An 18255-nucleotide genomic window follows, 5' to 3' on the forward strand; every position below is an offset into this window, starting at 1 on the left:
CGGACGGCCCCGGCACGGCACAGACCACCCCCTCAGCACCCGGGCAGCCGTGACGGGCACGGACACTTCGTCAGAACACGGACAGCCCCGTCAGCGTGGTGAAGCGGTCCAGGGCCGCGACTCCCGCCACCGAGTTGCCGCGCTCGTCGAGGCCGGGGCTCCAGACGCACAGCGTGCAACGGCCGGGCACGACCGCGATGATGCCGCCGCCGACGCCGCTCTTGCCGGGCAGACCGACTCGGTAGGCGAAGTCGCCGGCCGCGTCGTAGGTGCCGCAGGTCAGCATGACCGCGTTCACCTGCTTGGCCTGGCTGCGGGTCAGCAGCCTGCTGCCGTCGGCTCGGACGCCGTGGCGGGCCAGGACGCCGGTGGCCAGGGCGAGGTCCGCGCAGGAGGCCTCGACGGAGCACTGACGGAAGTACTGATCCAGGAGGACCGGCACCGGATTGCCGATGTTGCCGTAGGACGCCATGAAGTGGCCGAGCGCGGCGTTGCGGTCGCCGTGCGCGGCCTCGGAGGCGGCGACCTCCTGGTCGAAGGAGAGACCGGGGTTGCCGCTCTCGGTCCGCAGGAAGTCGAGCAGGGTGCCGGCCGCGTCGCCGGTACGGGTGTGCAGCCGGTCGGTGACGACGAGAGCGCCCGCGTTGATGAAGGGGTTGCGCGGGATGCCGTTCTCGTACTCCAGCTGGACCAGTGAGTTGAACGGGTTGCCGGACGGCTCACGGCCCACGTGCTCCCACAGTTCGTCGCCCTCACGGGCCAGGTCGAGGGCGAGGGTGAAGACCTTGGTGATGGACTGCGTGGAGAACGGCTGACGCCACTCCCCCACGCCGTACACGGTGCCGTCCAGCTCGGCGACCGCCATGCCGAAGCGGCGCGGGTCGAGGGCGGCGAGGGCCGGGATGTAGTCGGCGGCCCGCCCGCGCCCGGGCCGCTGCTCCAGCTCTTCGGCGATGCGTTCGATTACGGGCTGGAAGCTCAGCGACGGGGCCATGGTCACCATCGTGCCGCCCCACGGGACAGACCGCTCACCTGAGGTACCTCATGATCATGCGATGGATCCTACGACTCCGCCCTCGCTCCCCGGAGGCCGGGCGGCAGCCGCCGGCCACCGCCACGAGGAACCCGTTCCTGCTCGGGGTCCGGATCAGACCTTCGGTGAGCCGCTGCCCGCGAGCACCTCGGGACGCAGCAGCGCCTCCAGCCGCTCGGCGGGCAGCAGGCCCTTCTCCAGGACGAGTTCGGCGACACCGCGCCCGGTGGCGAGGGCCTCCTTGGCGATGCCGGTGGCCGCCTCGTACCCGATGTACGGGTTGAGCGCGGTGACCAGGCCGATGGAGTTCTCCACGGCGGCCCGCAGCTCCGCCTCGTTGGCCGTGATCCCGGCGACGCACCGCTCGGCGAGGGTGAGGCAGGCCCGTTCCAGGTGCGTGATGCTCTCGGACAGGGAGTGCAGGATGATCGGCTCGAAGGCGTTCAGCTGGAGCTGGCCGGCCTCGGCGGCCATGGTGATGGTGACGTCGTTGCCTATCACCTCGAAGGCCACCTGGTTCACGACCTCGGGGATCACCGGGTTGACCTTGCCGGGCATGATGCTCGAACCGGCCTGCACCGGCGGCAGGTTGATCTCGTTCAGGCCCGCGCGTGGCCCGGAGGACAGCAGCCTGAGGTCGTTGCAGCTCTTGGAGAGCTTGACGGCGATCCGCTTGAGGACACCGGACATCTGGACGAACGCACCGCAGTCCTGGGTGGCTTCGACCAGGTTGGCGGCGGTCACCAGCGGCAGCCCGGTGATCTCGGCGAGGTGGCGGCGGGCCGACTCGGCGTATCCCGCGGGAGCGTTGAGACCGGTGCCGATCGCCGTGGCGCCGAGGTTGATCTCCTGGATCAGCTCGACCGCCTCCGCGAGCCGGCTGCGGTCCTCGTCGAGCATGACCGCGTACGCCGAGAACTCCTGCCCGAGCGTCATCGGCACCGCGTCCTGGAGCTGGGTGCGGCCCATCTTCAGGACGTCGCGGAACTCGACGGCCTTGCGGGCGAAGGCGTCCTGGAGCACGGCCATCGCCTTGAGCAGGCCGCGCACGGCGAACACCGTGGCGATCTTGACGGCGGTCGGATAGACGTCGTTGGTGGACTGGCCGAGGTTGACGTCCTCGTTCGGGTGCAGGTGCCGGTACTCACCCTTGGCGTGGCCCAGCAGCTCCAGCGCGCGGTTGGCGACGACCTCGTTGGCGTTCATGTTGGTCGAGGTGCCCGCGCCGCCCTGGATGACGTCGACGACGAACTGGTCGTGCAGCTTGCCGTCGCGGATCTCGCGGCAGGCCTCCACGATGGCGGCGGCCTTCCCCGGCTCCAGCAGGCCGAGTTCCTCGTTGGCGAGGGCGGCGGCCTGCTTGACGGCGGCGAGGGCGTCGATCAGGTGCGGGTACGCGGAGATCGGGGTCCCCGTGATGGGGAAGTTCTCCTTGGCGCGCAGGGAGTGGATGCCCCAGTACGCCTCGGCGGGTACGTCGCGGTGGCCGAGCAGGTCGTGTTCGCTGCGGTGGGCTGCGGCGGTCATGGCTGTGCGGGCCCTCTTCCTGAGGTGTGTGAGTCGATCAGGCGTACGTGTGGGTGTGGGGGTCGAGCGCGCGGACCGGCCGGACGCTGCCGACCGGCTCTCCGCCGCCGAGCAGTGGCTCGCCCGCGAACTCGGCGAGCGCGGCCGGGTCGACCCCGGCTCGGGCGAGGGCCGCGGCGGCGACCGGGATCCGCGCCCGGTTCGCCCCGTCGGAGATCTTCACTGCGACGGCCCGGCCGTCCGGGAGCGCGGCGACCTGGACGCCCTCGAAGCCGTCCTTGGCGAGCAGCCCGGGCACGGCGCGCATCAGCGCGGCGACGTCGCGCCCGGAGCCGGAGGCCATCTCGGTGTGTTCGCGCATCGCGCCGGCCACCCGTGCCTCCGGTGTGCCGGCCGGCGCGGCGGCGATCCGGGCCACGGCACGCGCGAGCCCGTGCAGCGAGATGGAGAACAGGGGCGCTCCGCAGCCGTCGACGGTGACGCGGGCGACGCGCTGCCCGGTGAGGTCCTCGACGATCTCGGCGATGGCCTGCTGGAGGGGGTGCCCGGGGTCGAGGTAGTCCTCCAGCGGCCAGTCGTTGAGCTTGCAGGTGTAGAGCATGGCCGCGTGCTTGCCGGAGCAGTTCTGCGCGAGGCGGGAGGGCAGTCGGCCCTCGCGCACCCAGGCGTCGCGGACGACCGGGTCGTACGGCAGGTCCGGGACGTTGCGCAGGTCGTCCTCGGTGACCTGGGCCAGCTCCAGGATGCGCCGGGTGCCGACCAGATGCCGCTCCTCGCCGGAGTGGCTGGCCGCGGTCAGCGACAGCAGCTCCCCGTCGAGCGGCAGTCCGGCCCGCACCATCGCCACCGCCTGCACCGGCTTGAGCGCCGAACGCGGGTAGAAGGCGGCCTCGATGTCGCCGAGTTGGAGCTGGACGGCTCCGTCGGCGCCGAGGACGACGACCGAGCCGTAGTGGATTCCTTCGACGACGCCACCGCGGATGAGATGGGCGACCGGGGTGTGGAGGGGCTCCCGGATCACAGGAGCCTCAGCCGACGAACTTCCGTACAACACTGCGTGGTTCACACATTCACCTTGGGGGACTCACTACGGGCGACCCGGCCGCGTACGCCGTACCAGCCGGCCACCAGGGCGGCCACGATCAGCGGCAGGCACAGCACGGTGGTGCGGCCGGCGCCGCCGTCGGCGTACATCAGGACGAGCACGGAGACGAGGAAGCCGAGCGTGACGATCTCGGTCCACGGGGAGCCGGGCAGGCGGTAGCTCGGGCGGGACAGCTCGCCCCTCTGCGTCTTCCGCCAGAAGAGCAGGTGGCAGATCATGATCATGCCCCAGGTGGACAGGATGCCGATCGCCGCGAAGTTGAGCACGATCTCGAACGCGTCCGCGGGGACCACGAAGTTGAGGGCGACACCGAGGACGCAGATGCCGCTGGTGAGCAGGATCCCGCCGTACGGGACCTGGCTGCGGCTCATCACCCGGGTGAACCTGGGAGCCGAGCCGGACATCGCCATGGAGCGCAGAATGCGGCCGGTGGAGTACAGGCCGGAGTTGAGCGAGGACATGGCCGCGGTCAGGACGACGAGGTTCATCACGCCGCCGGCCGCCGGGACGCCGATGCGGGAGAGGACCGTCACGAAGGGGCTCTCACCGGCGGAGTACTTGTTCCAGGGCAGCAGCATCGACAGCAGGACGACCGAGCCGACGTAGAAGAGGCCGACGCGCCACATGATCGAGTTGATGGCCTTCGGCATGATCTTCTCGGGGTTCTCGGTCTCGCCCGCGGCGACGCCGACGAGTTCGACGGAGGCGTAGGCGAAGACGACGCCCTGGATGATCAGGAGCATCGGCAGCACACCGTTGGGGAAGACGCCGCCGTGGTCGCTGATCAGAGCGGGGCCGGGGGTGCTGCCGTCGACGGTGTGCCGGGTGACCAGCAGGAAGATGGCGATCGCCATGAAGATCACGAGGGCGCTGACCTTGACGATGGCGAACCAGAACTCCAGTTCGCCGAAGATCTTCACCGAGATGAGGTTCACGGTGAGGACCACGGCCAAGGCGATGAGGGCGATCACCCACTGCGGGATGTCGGAGAACATGCCCCAGTAGTGGGTGTAGGTGGCCACGGCGGTGATGTCGGCGATGCCGGTGGTCGCCCAGTTGAGGAAGTACATCCAGCCCGCGGTGTAGGCACCCTTCTCCCCGAGGAACTCCCGGGCGTACGAGACGAAGGCGCCGGAGGAGGGCCGGTAGAGCACGAGTTCGCCCAGCGCTCGTACCACGAGGAAGGCGAAGACGCCGCAGACCGCGTAGGCGACGAAGAGGGAGGGGCCGGCATCGGCGAGGCGGCCGCCGGCGCCGAGGAAGAGGCCGGTGCCGATGGCGCCACCGATGGCGATCATGTTGACGTGCCGGGACTTGAGGGACTTGCTGTAGCCCGCGTCCCCGGCGTCGACGTGACCGGACGAGGTGCGTATTTCCGCCTGGCAGGACTCTTCCTGGAGGGACTGCTCACTCACGCCTCGGGTCCGCCTTCCGTGGGGATGTCCGTGCGCCGGGGACGCACGATGTCGGTGAGGGTCGTCTCGACGCGGTCGAGGTGGTGGGCCATGGCCGCCACCGCGTCGTGCTCGGAACCGTCGATCAGCGCCTCGACGATCGCCCGGTGCTCGCGGTTGGACTGCTCGCGCCGGCCGCCCAGCTCGTTGAGGAAGGCGGACTGGCGGGCCAGCGCGTCCCGGATCTCCTCGATCACCCGGCGGAAGACCGGGTTCTGCGCGGCTTCGGCCACGGCGAGGTGGAAGAGCGTGTCCATCGCGACCCACGCGGTGGTGTCCGTCTCCCGTTCCATCCGGTCCAGGAGGTGGGCCAGGTGGTCGAGGTTCTCCGGAGTGCGGCGCGTCGCCGCGTACCCGGCGACGGGGATCTCGATGTGGCGGCGCACCTCCAGCAGGTCGCTGGCCGCATAGTCGCCGAAGGTGGGGTCCTCGACGGTGCGGGCGACGACGAAGGTGCCCTTCCCGGTCCTGGAGACGGTCAGCCCCATGGTCTGCAGGGCCCGCAGGGCCTCGCGCAGCACCGGTCGGCTGACCTCCAGGGTGCGGCACAGCTCGGCCTCGGAGGGGAGTTTGTCGCCGATCGCGTAGTCGCCGCGCTCGATGGCGTTGCGGAGGTGGCTGAGCACCGCTTCCATGGCGCTGACGCGCCGCGGCCCCGGACCACCTGTCTGGCTGTCTGACAGGTTCACGGGGGTGATCCTCCGGGTAACGGGACGGGACTGTCAAGGGGTGCGGTAAGCGAACTCTCATGGGGCGCGAGGCCGGAATATCGGCTTCACGCCCCATGCGTGATCAGCGCTGATCGGCTGGCCACGGCCCTCGCGGGCAGCCGGGAATCAGCTGAGCACGCCGGTCGTGAGCAGGCCGAGGAGAGCCACGCCCACGACGATCCGGTAGATCACGAAGGCGTTGAAGGAGTGCTTGGCGACGTACTTCAGCAGCCAGGCGATCGATGCGTACGCGACCACGAACGACACGATGGTGCCGGCGGCCAGCGGGGCCGCGCCCACGCCGGCGCCCAGGGCGTCCTTCAGCTCGTAGATGCCGGCGCCGGTGAGGGCCGGGATGCCGAGGAAGAAGGACAGACGGGTGGCGGCGACACGGTCGAGGTCGAGGATGAGCGCGGTGGACATCGTGGCGCCGGAGCGGGAGAAGCCCGGGAAGAGCAGGGCGAGGATCTGCGAGCAGCCGACCAGCATCGCGTCCTTGAACGAGGTGTCGTCCTCGCCGCGCTTGTGCCGGCCCATCTGGTCCGCCGCCCACATCACACCGGACCCCACGATCAGCGAGGCCGCGACCACCCAGAGCGAGCCGAGCGCGCCGTCGATGAGCGGCTTGGCGGCCAGGCCCACGACGACGATCGGAATGGTCGCGTAGATCACCCACCAGGCGAACTTGTAGTCGTGGTGCAGCCGCTCCTCCCGGTTCGTCAGGCCCCGGAACCAGGCGGAGACGATCCGCACGATGTCCTTGAAGAAGTACAGGAGCACGGCCGCGATCGCGCCGACCTGGATGACGGCCGAGAAGCCGACGACGGACTTGTCGTCGACGGGGATCCCCATCAGACCCTCAGTGATCTTGAGATGGCCGGTCGAGGACACGGGGAGGAATTCGGTCACGCCCTCGACGACTCCGAGGACGACGGCCTGACCGACGTTGATGACGCTCATGGGATCCAGTTCTGAGGAGTTGGTCGACAGTGCTGTAGACGGTGGTTGTGCACGAGATTTCTACTATGCGCTGGTGACGTCCGCCTACCAGGACCACAGGGACGGGGCGAGCGACACCCCCGCGAAAGCCGCACCGAGGCCCGCCACCAGGCTCGCGACGACGTTGGCGGCAGCGTAGAGCCCCGCCCCGGTCTCCATCAGCCGCAGCGTCTCGTACGAGAACGTGGAGTAGGTGGTCAGCGCCCCGCACAGGCCGGTGCCGATCAGGAGCTGCAGGTGGGGGGAGGCATGTCCGGCCGATACCGTACCCGTCAGCAGTCCGAGGACCAGACAGCCCGCGACGTTGACGACGAAGGTGCCCCAGGGGAAGACCGTGTCGTGCCGCAGCTGTACGGCACGGTCGGTGAGGTAGCGCAGGGGCGCGCCGACCATGGCGCCGATGATCACCAGCAGCCAATTCACAACGACTTCTCACCTTTCCCCGTCCGTCGTCTGTGGCGCGGCGTTCCGTCCGGCGTACCTGATGACCTCGCAGTCGTCGAGCGTCACGAGTCCCTCGGTGAGGAGGTCGTCGAGCTGCGGCAGGAAGGCGCGGACGCGCTCCTCGGTGTCGACCACGACCACGGCCACCGGTAGGTCCTCGCTCAGCGACAGCAGCCGCGAGGTATGGACGATCGAGGAGGCACCGAAACCCTCGATGCCACGGAAGACGCTGGCCCCCGCGAGGCCCGCGGTGTGCGCGCGGTGCACGATCTCGCTGTAGAGGGGCCTGTGGTGCCAGATGTCGTGCTCGCCGAGGTAGACGGTCAGCCGCAGGCCCCTGCCGGTCAGTCGTGTCATCGCCGTCTCCGCGGGGCCACGCTTCGGGCTCTCGTTCATCGTTGCCTCCACGTCAGGAGCCGCCGGGCCGCCGTCATCGCGAGCCAGACCGCCGCGAGGGCCCCGAACAGGGTCGCGAACAGGTAGGCGAGCGCGGTGTGCGGGTGGCCCGCGTCGACCAGTTGCCGGATCTCGACGGCGTACGTCGAGAAGGTGGTGAAGCCGCCGAGCACACCGGTGCCGAAGAAGGGCCGCACCAGCCGGTGGGAAGCCCACACATCGGTGATCAGGACCATGAAGACGCCGATCACGGCGCAGCCGACGAGGTTGACCCCGAAAGTGGTCCACGGGAATCCACCGGCCCGCTGGGGCCACAGCGACGAGGCCCCGTAACGGGCCGTGGCGCCGAGGGCACCGCCGACGGCCACAACCGCCACGACCGGTCCCTGCCCCTGCCAGGCCGACGGCCGCCGCGCGGGCTCGGAGGCGGTGGCACCGGTCGCGTCGGCGCTCTTGGGGTGCGGCACTGACATGGACGTACTTCTCCTACTCGCCGGGGCCATGTCGAACGGGCACGCTCGATCGCGAGTAGGGACCGCGGGCGGGGGCGCTGCCGCGGTTCGGTTACGGCGGGCCCCACCAGCGCGCCGCGGGGCATGATCACGACCGGGGAACAGCGTAACCCTGGGCGCGGCGGCCGCGCACCCTGGTCAGCCGGGGTCCGCGGGCAGCTCGCAGACGGCGACGCCCCGCTCCCACAGGCTTCCCAGGACCAGCTGCCCGTCGGCGGCGCAGACGCTGGTGACCATCCGGAAGTCCGAACCCCGGCGCCGGACGTGCCGGCGGATGCGGCCGTCGTCGTCGACCGCGAGGGCGCCGGCCATGGCCGCGGGGCGGTAGGGCGCGCGCACCGCGAGGCGTGCGGCGGCGCGGCGCACGGCCGGGGCGGCGCGGTGCAGCAGATCAAGAGCGGGAACCCGGGGGGCGGCGAGGGCCACCCAGATGGGTCCGTCGGCCCCGGCGGCGCGCCAGAGGTTGTCCGGCATGCCCGGCAAGTCCTCGACGAAGGGCTCGCTCAGGCCCGCCCGCGGTCCGGCCAGCCAGTAGCGGGTGAGGCGACGGGCGCCGGTCTCGGCCACGATCAGGAAGGACTCCTCCTTGCCCGGGACGAGTCCGTTGGCGAACTGCAGCCCCTCCAGGAGCACATCGGGGCTGTCGGCTCCCGGGGCGAGCCGCAGCAGCCGTCCGGTGCCGGTGTGCTCGACCACGTCGCCGATCCACTGTTCCAGGGGGTGGCGGCGGCTGGAGACGGTGAAGTAGACCGTGCCGTCGGACAGGGCGACGACATTGCTGCAGAACCGCAGGGGCTCCCCCGCCACCGAGTCGGTGAGGATGCGTACGGTGCCGTCGTCGAGGGCGATCCGCAGCAGTCCGCGGCGCGCGTCGCACACCAGCAGGCCGCCGTCCGGGAGGAGTTCGAGGCCGAGGGGCCGGCCGCCCGTCTCGGCGAGTACCTCGACGCGCGTACGGGCCGGGTCGGCGAGTCCGTCGAGGCGCAGGATGCGGCCGTCCTCGACGCCGGTCAGCACCCGGCCACGCGCGTCGGCGACCACGTCCTCCGGGCCCCGGCCGCCGATGGCGACGTAGCGGCGCGGGACGAGTGGCGTGCGACGGTCCATGTACGCCTGCCCTTCGCAGTCGGAGGCGGCTCGTCCTCACAGGTGTGTACCCGTGCGGCCCGCCGTCTACCAGCCTCTCTCGAACAGGTGCGCAACCTCGGCGATGCGGAGCTCGTCACGGCGGTAATACGTGCGTCGCCCGATCCTCCTGGTGCGCAGGAGGCCGAGAGCGACGAGGAGGCGAAGGTCTGTGCCGGCGACGGACCGTGGCACGGCCAGCTTCTCCGCCACGGCCGCCGCCGTGACCCCGTCCTCGACGAGGTCCCCGTGCCGCTGCGGCGGGAAGTGCGCGACAGGGTCCTTCAGCCACACGAGGATCGTCATCCGCCTGTCGCTCACCGGTCTCTTCAGCATGTCGTCCCTCCGTACCGCCCTCCAGACCCACTCTGGCGGGACAGGTGGAGCCGGGCCGAGGTCCGAACGGGCCGAAGTGCCGGGCCGAAGGATGCCGTCAAGGGCCGGGCCCGGCCGGGCCTTCCCCTCGGGGTTCAGCGGTTGAACCAGTTCATGGCGGGCAACGCCTTGTCGTCGTCGCCGAACAGGGCCTGGTTCGGGCCTCCCACGGAACTGGTGAGGCGCGCGTCGACGTAGGGTCCGAGGACCGGGACGGCAACCGGTCAGGATCGAAGAAGCCGTACCCCGCTCCCCGGGCCTAGCGTGAGGACACCGACGGAGAACGTCGGACGGAATCCGACGGAACCCGTCGGCCCACACGTCACCAAGGAGCAAGCCATGACCGCCGGCCTCAAGACGATCGTCTACCCCGTCAAGGACCTCGACCGGGCGAAGGCCCTGTTCACCGCGCTGCTTGAGGTCGAGCCGTACGCCGACCAGCCGTACTACGTCGGCTTCAAGGCGGCCGGCCAGGACGTGGGCCTGGACCCGAACGGGCACGCCAAGGGCATGACCGGGCCGGTGCCGTACTGGCACGTCTCCGACATCCGGGCGCGGCTGGGGGCCCTGCTGGAGGCGGGCGCGGATCTGCTGCAGGACGTCCAGGACGTGGGCGGCGGCAGGCTGATCGCCTCGGTGAAGGACGCGGACGGCAACCTCGTGGGACTCGTCCAGGACGCGTGAGCCACAGCAGGCCCGGCCCGCGGGGGTCCGATGTTGATGCACGCGCATTAACATGCGGTGTATGGGAGTGGACGCGGCCGGTGCGCGGCTTGAGGAACAGTGGCGGGACATCCTGGCGGTGCACGCGCGCACCGTGTGCGAGATCGACCGTGCGCTGCACCCGTACGGACTCGGGGCCAGTGACTTCGAGGTACTCGACATCCTCGCCGCCGAGACGGCCGCGCACGGCGACCAGTGCCGGGTGCAGAACATCGCCGGGCGCGTCCACCTCAGCCAGAGCGCCCTGTCCCGGCTGATCGGGCGGCTGGAGAAGGACGGCCTGGTGCGGCGTTCCGTGTGCGAGGAGGACCGGCGCGGGGTGTGGATCGCCCTCACCGACAAGGGCCGTGAGCTGCATGCCGAGGTGCTGCCGCTGCAACGCGACGCCCTGTCCCGGATGCTGGACGCCCCGGCGCCCCCGGAGTGAGGGATCAGACGACGAACTCGGTCCCGTCCGCGAGGACTTCGGCCCCCGCCTCGGTCACCCGGTGGCGGGCGGCCGAGGCCGGGTCGAGCAGCGGGTTCGTGTTGTTGAGGTGGGTGTAGATCCGGCGCGGTCCGGGGTGGCGGGCCAGGGCCATCAGGCTGCCCCTGGGGCCCGCGACGGGCAGGTGCCCCATGGCCGCCTGCCCGGACTCACCCCGTACCGCCGTGCCCATCTCGTCGGCGGCGTAGAACGTGCCGTCCAGCAGTGCGCAGTCCGCCGTCGCCAGCAGCTCGTCCAGGACCGGCGACCAGGCGCCCACGCACGGCGCGTACACGAGGACTCTCCCGGTGGCCAGGTCCTCGACCCGGTACGCGATCACCCAGCGGTCGTCCGCGGCGGCAGCCGCCAGGTACCTGGGGGCCTTGGCGCCCACCGGGTGCGCCGTGACGACCAGGCCGCCGGACAGGACGAAACCCCCCTCGGTCAGGGCGTCCGACCACTGCCACACGGCATAGCGGTCGAGCGTCGCACGCACCGGGGCCAGCGCGGCCAGGACCGGCGGGGCGGCGTACACCTTGAGGCCCGCGCCGCCGCGCAGCACCGCGAGGCCGCTGACGTGGTCCGCCTCCGCGTCCGTCAGGAGGACGCCCCTGAGGGGGGTGTCCCGGGGGCCCGGTCCCGGCCGGAGCGGGGCGGTGGCCACCAGCTGCGTACGGATGTCGGGTGAGGCGTTGAGCAACCACCAGTCGCGGGAGTTACCGGTCACCGCGACGCACTCCTGAGTGCGCGAGGGAAGTCTCCCGTCGCGGGCGGCGGTGCACAGCGCGCAAGCGCAGTTCCACTGCGGGAAGCCGCCGCCGGCGGCGGTACCCAGCAGGACGACCCTCACGACCAACCCCCTCCGTGCCCGAGCCGGACCCTCCCGTGGGATCTTCCCGCCGGGCCCCGCCGGTCTACCCCACCGTGGGGGGCGATTCCGGCCGATCCTCGGCGGGCCGCCGGTCCACCGGGCGCTCCGGCGAGAACGGGGAGTAGGCGAAGTCGCGCGGACCGGTCCACAGCGCGGGTACGGCATCGGAGCGGCGGCACAGCTCGAACGCGATCGCCTCGTAGTTGACCCGCCAGCCGTGGAAGTGCGGCCAGGCCTCCCGTGCCGTCCGCTCGGCCGGGAAGCCCGCCGCCTCCACCATCTCCACGGCCGCCGCGAACTCCTCGAAGGTGAGCTGGATCGGCGCGTCCGGCTCCGGGTCGACGTCGAACGGGAGGCGCAGCGAGCGGGCGATGTCCCGCAAAGCGGTGAAGCCGGCCCGGATCACCAGCCGGGCCTCCGGCGGGGCACTGCGCGGCGCGAGCGAGAGCTGCATGGCCGCCGCGTCCAGAACGGCGATCAACCCGACGAGCCAGTGCCGGTAAGGGCGCGGCGAGCGGAACGCGATCAGCACCGGGTAGGTGGAGTGGCTCTCTCCGATGTCCGAGGCCAGCCGCTCCCAGGCGCGGTAGAGCACGGACAACGCGGTCTCGGTCCCGACGAGCCACTGGCGGGCCAGGATCTCCGGCCCCCAGGAGGGTTCACCGGCCCGGGACTGCAGCAGGGTCACCTCCACCTCACGACGGTTGTAGGAGGCGTACAGGGTGGGCAGATAGGCGATCTGCAGGGCGATGACGACGGGTCCGGTGGCCGCCGCCAGGAAGTCGAGCGCGGACAGGTGCGGCCGCGTGCCGCTGGCGAAGCCGAGCGTGAACATGCTGGATCCGGCCTCGCGGAACGAGTCGCTCCAGGTGAGGGTGGACAGGGCGTGCAGCAGCAGGCCGAAGGCAGCGAAGGCACCGCCCAGCCAGGTGGCGAGCATGCCCATCAGGATCAGCGGGCCGAGCCAGGTCTGGGCGCGGTCGATGGCCTGGTAGTCCCCGCCCGGGGCAGCCAGCCTCAACAGACGGCGCAGGATCCACCACAGCCGGTACACGAGCGCCGAGTAGAGGCCGCGGGGTACCACCAGGGTGCGCAGGACACTGGCGATGACGGCCACCAGGAGGACGGTGCCGACCACGCCGGAGATCCATCTCATGCGGCCATTGTGAACCGGGTACGGGCCCGCCTCAGCGCGGCCCAGGCCGTGCGACCTCGGGGGGACGCCGCTGAGGCCACCCGCTCCACCACATGGGTCTCGTCAGCCGTGCGGCCGCACGAGCAGTGTGCGAATGCCGTCGGAGTTCAGCGTCAGCCCGTGCGGCGAGGCCGCGTCGATGGTGAGGGTGAGGTCGTCGGTGGGCCACTGCGATGCCAGCGCGCCCAGCGGTACCAGCCGGTAACGCGAGACGAACGGCAGCAGGTCGGCCATTTCCGTCTCGGTGGTGAACACGGGCACCGTCTGCTCGCCGTCCGGCTGCTCCAGCACGGGTAGGGCCACGGCGTTGGGGTTGATGGCGTCCTCCTCCGAGGCGTCGTCCGGCACGGGGACGAGCACGTCGCAGGAAGCCAGCGTGTCCAGCGCCTCCGAGTCCGCGGCGTCCACCGCGAGAGTGTCGAGCGCCGCCTGAGCTGCGGTCGGGCGGTTGATGTTCTCGGGTGTGTCCATGGCAGATCCCCAGGTAGTGACGGCACGGCCCGGAACCGTCGGCTCCGGACGGGCTCCCGTCACGTACCCATACGGGACCGGGCCATGCACATCACCGCGGCCGGTCTTCGACGGCCTCGGCGGCACGTCGGGTGGGCTGCAGCCCTGGTTCCCCGACACCGAGCTGGGCGTCTTCACAAGGGGCGGTGGCTCCGGCGCCGCCGGGGCCACCGCCCGCTTGCCGTGCGCTGCGTCAGGCGTTACCGCGTTCCTTGCGGCGCAGGGTGAGGAAGGTGCCCGTCGCACCGGCCGCGACGAGTGCGCCCGCCGCGATGCCGACCGGGACGGCGGGGAACGACGAGGTGTCCGTGGCCGCCGCCGTGTTCTGCATGTCCGGACCCGGCGTGATGCTCGTGGCGACCGCCTTCACGGGATGGATCGGGCCGACCGACTTCACCGAGCCGTCCGCGTTCAGCAGCACTTGCTTGTTGTTCGGGTGCCGGAAGTCGAACAGGCCCGACAGGGAGCCGGCCGTGGCGTCGAAGGAGTGGTCGCCCATCCGGTCGGTGTGCCAGTTGTCCTCGATGAAACGGATGACCGAGGACTGGTCGGTCTGGGTGTGGTCGACCTTGTTGACCTTGCTGTACGGGGAGACCACGAGCAGCGGCTGACGGGTGCCGGGTCCGCAGCGGTCGGCGTAACCGCCCGACGCCGCCGGGCCCGCCTGGCAGGCCGGGCTGTCGGTGGCCTTGCCGTTGGAGCCGGGCTTGGTGTCCTTGGAGCCGTTGCGCGGCTTGGCGTAGGCGTGGTCGTACCAGCCGTCGGAGTCGTCGTACGCGACCACGACCGCCGTGTCCTTCCACTGCGGCGACTTCTGGATGGCGTTGATCTGCTGGACCAGGAAGTGCTGCTCGTCGATCGGGTCGGAGTAGGCGGCGTGGCCGTCCTGGTACTCGGCCGCCTTGACGAAGCTGACGGCCGGCAGCTTGCCCGCCTTGAGGGCCGCGCCGAAGTCGGTCAGGTCGTAGTTGTGGTTCGCCTGGCCGCTGTGGCCGATCTCGTCGACGCTCTTGGGCGGGAGGTGGTGCGGGTTGGACGTCGACTTGTAGTACTCGAACGGCGAGTGGTGCGGGCTGTAGTCGACGACCGAGGCACCGCCGACGTTGGTGTGCGTGGTGTCGCACTTGGCGTAGTGGCCCTGCTGGCCGTCCCACGCGGTGGACGGCCGGAAGCCGCCCTGGAACCAGCCCCAGCTGACCTTCCGGGAGTTGAGCACGTCGCCGATGTTGCGGCCCTGCATGGAGGCGAGCGCGTTCTTGCTGGTGTGGTCCTTGCCGGAGCAGTCGTCGTAGGCCGGGTCCGGGTCGTTGATGACCGTGCCGACGCCCTTGGCGTCGGGCGACTGCACGGTGTACGAGTCCGGCGTCGACGTCTGCTTGGGGTTCTCGGTGCCGGAGGCGGGGTCCACGGAGACCACGCCGTGCGTCTGACCGGAGATCAGGTTGAGTGCGCCGGGCGTGGACGGGCCGTAGACCGAGCTGAACGAGCGGTCGCCGAGGGAGTAGTGCTGGGCGTAGTTCCACAGCGCCGTGACGGTGTTGCCGTCGTAGTAGTCCATCACCAGGCCCGGCTCGCCGAACAGGGTGCCGGAGCACTTGCCCGAGTCCGTGTTCTGGACGAACTGATCGTTCTTGCCGCCGTTGTACGCGTACTGCTCGGGCCCGTATGCATGGTTCTGGTCGCAGGTCATGGCCTGGGACGGGGTGAGCCGCTTGGGCGCGTACTGGTTGGGGTTCTTCGTCAGCAGCCCGGCGGTGCGCAGGTTGTCGACGTCCTTCGGGGTCGCCTTGGACGCCGTGAACTTCGTGCCGTCTGTGTTGGCGGCCTTCGGGTACGTCGCGAAGTAGTGGTCGAAGGAGACGTTTTCACCGAAGAGGACCACCACGTGCTTGATGGGCGTCGCCGTCGACGGGTGGGAGCGGCCCCCGTCCGGCGCGGCGGCCCGGGCGGGCGCGCTCGCGCCCAGGACCGTGAGCGCCGCGGCGCCCACGAGCGCGCCGAGGCTGCGCATCGTTGCTCGTTTTCCCCTGCTGGCCATGGAGGTTCACCTTCCGAACATGAACGTCAGTGCGCCATACGGTCACGGATGCTGCGTGGGACGAACGGCAGCACGGCGGAGCGGTGATGGCGTGCACATGAACACCGAGTCAGGGAACCCGGGGCAAACCTTGACCCCTCCTTGACCGAACGGGGAGGCGCGCCGCGCGTCACGAGGTCCGGGCGAACAGTGCCCGTCCGTACCAGTCCGCCCCGTCCCTCACGCCCGGCAGCGCGAAGAAGTAGCCGCCGCCGAATGGCTTGATGTAGTCGGTGAGGGGCTCGCCCGCGAGGCGGTGCTGCACGGTCTCGAACTGGCGGGCGAGGTCCTGCTGGTAGCAGCAGAACAGCAAGCCCATGTCGAGGTTGCCGTTGCCGTCCATGCCCGCGTCGTAGTTGTAGGCGCGGCGCAGGATCCGCTGGCCGGCCGTGGCCGCCGTTCGCGGGTTGGCGAGACGTATGTGGGCGTCGAGCGGGATGATGTCGCCCTTGGGGTCGTTCGCATAGTCGGGGACGTCGTGCTCGGCGTTCCCGTCCAGGGGTGCGCCGGACTCCCGGGCCCGGCCGAACATCCGCTCCTGTTCGGTGAGGGAGACCCGGTCCCAGAACTCCACGAGCATGCGGATCAGCCGTACGACCTGGTAGCTGCCGCCGATCGCCCAGTCCGGCTCGCCCAGGCCCCTGCCCACCCATACCAGACGGTTCATCGCCCGGGTGTCGGCCGGGTCGGGGTTGGCCGTGCCGTCCTTGAAGCCCATGAGATTGCGCGGTGTACCCGAGGGGCGGGGCGGGCTGGTGAAGCCGTCGAGACGCCAGCGGACCTGCATGCCGCCGCGGGTGTGCCGGGCGATGTCGCGCAGGGCGTGCAGGACGGTGTCCGGGTCGTCGGCGTGCAGTTGGAGGCTGAGGTCGCCGTGGCACCACTCGGACCGGAGGTCGTCGTCGGGGAAGGCGGGCATGGTCGTCAGCCCCCGGGGGCGATGGGCGGCCAGTCCGAAACGGTCGTCGAAGAGACCGGCCCCGACACCGACGGTCACCGCCAGCGCCCCGGTGGGCAGCCGGCCGCCCAGGACACCGGAGTCGGCGGGCGGGCCGGTGATGCCGGCGGGCGACGGCGTGCCGCCCGAGGTGAGGAAGCGGGCGCGCGCGGTGAGGGTGCGCAGCAGTTCGGAGAGCTCCCCTCGGTCGCCCGCCGTCACGTCGAAGGCGGTGAACGCGGTGACCCGGCGCGGGGCGGCGAGCACCGACTGCTGGTGGGGGCCGTGGAAGGGTGCGACGGGCGGCGCACCGGTGCCGTCGCCGGGGGTCGGGGCCGCCGCGCCGCCGGAGGCGAGCCCGGCGCCCGCGAGGGCCGCGCCGCGCAGGAAGCCGCGCCGCCCGACCCCGCTCGCGCGGGACGAGGTGCTCATACCGTCCTCCGTGGGTCGCAGAGCGTCGCCACCGAGGCCAGCCGCTCGACCAGGTCGCCGAGGACCGCGTCGGCCCGTTCGCGCGGGGCGCGGCCCAGGCGGTCGAGCGGGGTCCAGCGGTCGCCTCGGCGGAAGCCGTCCAGGGTGCGCTGCGCGCGGTCCAGCTGACGGTCGAGGCCGGGCAGATCCGGGTAGCGTGTCCGCAGCAGGGGGTGCAGCCGGGACAGGACGGCGCGGGTGCCGTCGAGATGGGCGCGGGCGGTGGCGAGGGTGCTGCCGCTGCCGTAGTCGGTGCGCCCGGTCAGCTCGGACTGCACGGTGTTCTCCAGGATCTCGTGCGCCCTCAGGCCCAGCTGTGCCGGGTCCATGCGGGCCTGGACCCAGTCGGCGCGCAGCGTGGTCACGGCCTTGAGGAGGGCGTCCGCCGGGGCGCGCAGGGTGGTCGCGGGCTGCCCGTGCCACAGCCCGTACTCGATGCGGTGGAAGCCGGTGAAGGACGGGTCGCGGACACCGCCGGGCAGGCCCGCGTCCGTTCCGTTGATGCGCGTGTCCGCCTCGCCGAAGGCGCCGTACGCCGCGCCGAGCCGCTCGTACGCCAGGTGCGCCGGGAGCCAGTCCGCACGGGCGCGGCCGAGGTCGCCGCCGTCGATGGCGTCCCTCAGCTGCCCGGTCAGCCGTACGACCTCGTCCAGACCACCGCCCACCCACTTCTGGTAGTCGATGGCGAGCGGGACCAGGTCGTGCTCGGTGACCGGGGCCGCCGCGGGCCCTGCCTGCCCGGAGCCGACGCGGACCGTGGGGCCCCTGACCGCCCCGGCGTCGTCGGGCAGACAGGTGAACGCGTACGAACCCCTGCCGAGGCGGACGGTCAACTGCCGTGTCGTACCGGGGCCGATGCCCTCCACCTCGCCGTACACGGCGCGGCTGCGGGGGTCCTCCAGGTACACCTCGGCGGCACCGCTTGAGGTGTTGTGCAGCTCGAAGACCTGCAGACCGGGTACGGGCCGGCTCCAGCCGCGGCCACAGCCGCTCGGCGACACCTCGACGGTGGTGTGCGGCAGCCCGTCGGCGGCGGCCCCGGCGCGGCGCGCTCCGCCGAGGGTCATGCCCAGCAGTGCCGTCACCAGGGCGAGGACGAGAAGGAGTCCGCCGGCGGCCCAGAGTCGGGCCGGCCGTGACCTGAGGCCGGGCACCGGCATCCCTCAGCGCCTCCCCGGACGACGTACGGACGAACCGACGCGCCCGTCCACGGGGCGCGACCGACCTCATGCTAGGCAGTGCGCCACGCTCGAACGCCCCACGAGGGGGACGGACACCAAGAGTTCCCCGGTGGTTCACCCAGCGCTCTCCATCGCGGGACCGTC

Annotated in this window: 19 protein-coding genes; 2 read left to right on the forward strand and 17 right to left on the reverse strand. The window is 71.3% G+C overall.

Annotation, left to right across the window (positions count from 1 at the left end; all coding sequences use genetic code 11):
* Window positions 1-70: 70 nt before the first annotated feature.
* The 11 genes from ASC56_RS02160 to ASC56_RS02210 form a co-directional block, all read right to left on the reverse strand.
* The gene (locus tag ASC56_RS02160; protein ID WP_055489375.1) at window positions 71-1003 is read right to left on the reverse strand and encodes a glutaminase; all 933 of its coding nucleotides are present in this window, start codon (window positions 1001-1003) and stop codon (window positions 71-73) included.
* A gap of 144 nt (window positions 1004-1147) precedes the next feature.
* The gene (aspA, locus tag ASC56_RS02165; RefSeq protein ID WP_055489376.1) at window positions 1148-2560 is read right to left on the reverse strand and encodes an aspartate ammonia-lyase; all 1413 of its coding nucleotides are present in this window, start codon (window positions 2558-2560) and stop codon (window positions 1148-1150) included.
* Between the two features lie 37 nt (window positions 2561-2597).
* Window positions 2598-3611 (reverse strand): asparaginase, encoded by a 1014-nt coding sequence (locus ASC56_RS02170; protein WP_079102269.1) that lies wholly within the window; start codon window positions 3609-3611, stop codon window positions 2598-2600.
* 11 nt (window positions 3612-3622) lie between these two features.
* Window positions 3623-5080, reverse strand: a complete 1458-nt coding sequence (locus tag ASC56_RS02175; RefSeq protein ID WP_055489378.1) for an amino acid permease — start codon at window positions 5078-5080, stop codon at window positions 3623-3625.
* The gene (locus ASC56_RS02180) at window positions 5077-5754 is read right to left on the reverse strand and encodes a FadR/GntR family transcriptional regulator (RefSeq protein WP_055489379.1); all 678 of its coding nucleotides are present in this window, start codon (window positions 5752-5754) and stop codon (window positions 5077-5079) included. Before ASC56_RS02180 ends, ASC56_RS02175 begins: the two co-directional genes overlap by 4 nt.
* Window positions 5755-5955: 201 nt before the next feature.
* Window positions 5956-6789 carry an undecaprenyl-diphosphate phosphatase gene (locus ASC56_RS02185; protein WP_055489380.1) on the reverse strand — a complete coding sequence of 278 codons (834 nt, stop codon included), beginning with the start codon at window positions 6787-6789 and terminating at the stop codon, window positions 5956-5958.
* An 84-nt stretch (window positions 6790-6873) separates the two neighbouring features.
* Window positions 6874-7251, reverse strand: coding sequence for a fluoride efflux transporter CrcB (gene crcB, locus ASC56_RS02190; RefSeq protein WP_055489381.1), 378 nt, complete (start codon window positions 7249-7251; stop codon window positions 6874-6876).
* Window positions 7252-7260: 9 nt separating this feature from the next.
* Window positions 7261-7629, reverse strand: a complete 369-nt coding sequence (locus ASC56_RS02195; protein ID WP_055489645.1) for a DUF190 domain-containing protein — start codon at window positions 7627-7629, stop codon at window positions 7261-7263.
* A 35-nt stretch (window positions 7630-7664) separates the two neighbouring features.
* Entirely contained in the window at window positions 7665-8141 is a 477-nt protein-coding gene (gene crcB, locus ASC56_RS02200; RefSeq protein WP_055489382.1) for a fluoride efflux transporter CrcB, read from the reverse strand.
* A gap of 177 nt (window positions 8142-8318) precedes the next feature.
* Entirely contained in the window at window positions 8319-9287 is a 969-nt protein-coding gene (locus ASC56_RS02205) for an SMP-30/gluconolactonase/LRE family protein (RefSeq protein ID WP_055489383.1), read from the reverse strand.
* Between the two features lie 66 nt (window positions 9288-9353).
* Complete coding sequence (locus ASC56_RS02210; protein WP_055489384.1) at window positions 9354-9641, reverse strand: ArsR family transcriptional regulator; 288 nt, start codon at window positions 9639-9641, stop codon at window positions 9354-9356.
* A 378-nt stretch (window positions 9642-10019) separates the two neighbouring features.
* Here ASC56_RS02210 and ASC56_RS02215 point away from each other — a divergent pair, with 378 nt between their 5' ends.
* Both ASC56_RS02215 and ASC56_RS02220 read left to right on the forward strand, forming a co-directional pair.
* Window positions 10020-10364, forward strand: a complete 345-nt coding sequence (locus ASC56_RS02215; protein ID WP_055489385.1) for a VOC family protein — start codon at window positions 10020-10022, stop codon at window positions 10362-10364.
* Between the two features lie 61 nt (window positions 10365-10425).
* On the forward strand, window positions 10426-10830 hold the full coding sequence (locus ASC56_RS02220) for a MarR family winged helix-turn-helix transcriptional regulator (RefSeq protein WP_055489386.1): 405 nt from the start codon (window positions 10426-10428) through the stop codon (window positions 10828-10830).
* A 4-nt stretch (window positions 10831-10834) separates the two neighbouring features.
* Here ASC56_RS02220 and pqqB read toward each other — a convergent pair whose 3' ends face one another.
* From pqqB to ASC56_RS02250, 6 genes are all read right to left on the reverse strand, one after another.
* A complete protein-coding gene (gene pqqB / locus ASC56_RS02225) occupies window positions 10835-11719 on the reverse strand; it encodes a pyrroloquinoline quinone biosynthesis protein PqqB (protein WP_055489387.1) in 885 nt (294 codons plus the stop codon).
* A gap of 64 nt (window positions 11720-11783) precedes the next feature.
* The gene (locus ASC56_RS02230) at window positions 11784-12896 is read right to left on the reverse strand and encodes a hypothetical protein (protein WP_055489388.1); all 1113 of its coding nucleotides are present in this window, start codon (window positions 12894-12896) and stop codon (window positions 11784-11786) included.
* Between the two features lie 102 nt (window positions 12897-12998).
* The gene (locus ASC56_RS02235) at window positions 12999-13406 is read right to left on the reverse strand and encodes an SseB family protein (RefSeq protein WP_055489389.1); all 408 of its coding nucleotides are present in this window, start codon (window positions 13404-13406) and stop codon (window positions 12999-13001) included.
* Between the two features lie 232 nt (window positions 13407-13638).
* On the reverse strand, window positions 13639-15483 hold the full coding sequence (locus tag ASC56_RS02240) for a phospholipase C (RefSeq protein WP_055489390.1): 1845 nt from the start codon (window positions 15481-15483) through the stop codon (window positions 13639-13641).
* A gap of 169 nt (window positions 15484-15652) precedes the next feature.
* Window positions 15653-16891, reverse strand: a complete 1239-nt coding sequence (efeB, locus tag ASC56_RS02245; protein ID WP_055489391.1) for an iron uptake transporter deferrochelatase/peroxidase subunit — start codon at window positions 16889-16891, stop codon at window positions 15653-15655.
* A complete protein-coding gene (locus ASC56_RS02250) occupies window positions 16888-18090 on the reverse strand; it encodes an EfeM/EfeO family lipoprotein (RefSeq protein WP_055489392.1) in 1203 nt (400 codons plus the stop codon). The genes efeB and ASC56_RS02250 overlap by 4 nt, the downstream gene beginning before the upstream one ends.
* Window positions 18091-18255: the final 165 nt, after the last annotated feature.

The organism is Streptomyces sp. TP-A0356 (assembly GCF_001417775.1).
Classification (GTDB): domain Bacteria; phylum Actinomycetota; class Actinomycetes; order Streptomycetales; family Streptomycetaceae; genus Streptomyces.

Bases quoted from the DNA above. Each gene is read 5' to 3' on its own strand.
- ASC56_RS02250 (WP_055489392.1), bottom strand. From the start codon at position 18,090: ATGCCGGTGCCCGGCCTCAGGTCACGGCCGGCCCGACTCTGGGCCGCC.
- ASC56_RS02160 (WP_055489375.1), bottom strand. From the start codon at position 1,003: ATGGTGACCATGGCCCCGTCGCTGAGCTTCCAGCCCGTAATCGAACGC.
- ASC56_RS02185 (WP_055489380.1), bottom strand. From the start codon at position 6,789: ATGAGCGTCATCAACGTCGGTCAGGCCGTCGTCCTCGGAGTCGTCGAG.
- crcB (WP_055489382.1), bottom strand. From the start codon at position 8,141: ATGTCAGTGCCGCACCCCAAGAGCGCCGACGCGACCGGTGCCACCGCC.
- aspA (WP_055489376.1), bottom strand. From the start codon at position 2,560: ATGACCGCCGCAGCCCACCGCAGCGAACACGACCTGCTCGGCCACCGC.
- ASC56_RS02210 (WP_055489384.1), bottom strand. From the start codon at position 9,641: ATGCTGAAGAGACCGGTGAGCGACAGGCGGATGACGATCCTCGTGTGG.
- ASC56_RS02195 (WP_055489645.1), bottom strand. From the start codon at position 7,629: ATGACACGACTGACCGGCAGGGGCCTGCGGCTGACCGTCTACCTCGGC.
- efeB (WP_055489391.1), bottom strand. From the start codon at position 16,891: ATGAGCACCTCGTCCCGCGCGAGCGGGGTCGGGCGGCGCGGCTTCCTG.
- ASC56_RS02205 (WP_055489383.1), bottom strand. From the start codon at position 9,287: ATGGACCGTCGCACGCCACTCGTCCCGCGCCGCTACGTCGCCATCGGC.
- ASC56_RS02240 (WP_055489390.1), bottom strand. From the start codon at position 15,483: ATGGCCAGCAGGGGAAAACGAGCAACGATGCGCAGCCTCGGCGCGCTC.
- ASC56_RS02220 (WP_055489386.1), top strand. From the start codon at position 10,426: ATGGGAGTGGACGCGGCCGGTGCGCGGCTTGAGGAACAGTGGCGGGAC.
- ASC56_RS02235 (WP_055489389.1), bottom strand. From the start codon at position 13,406: ATGGACACACCCGAGAACATCAACCGCCCGACCGCAGCTCAGGCGGCG.
- ASC56_RS02230 (WP_055489388.1), bottom strand. From the start codon at position 12,896: ATGAGATGGATCTCCGGCGTGGTCGGCACCGTCCTCCTGGTGGCCGTC.
- ASC56_RS02180 (WP_055489379.1), bottom strand. From the start codon at position 5,754: ATGGAAGCGGTGCTCAGCCACCTCCGCAACGCCATCGAGCGCGGCGAC.
- ASC56_RS02215 (WP_055489385.1), top strand. From the start codon at position 10,020: ATGACCGCCGGCCTCAAGACGATCGTCTACCCCGTCAAGGACCTCGAC.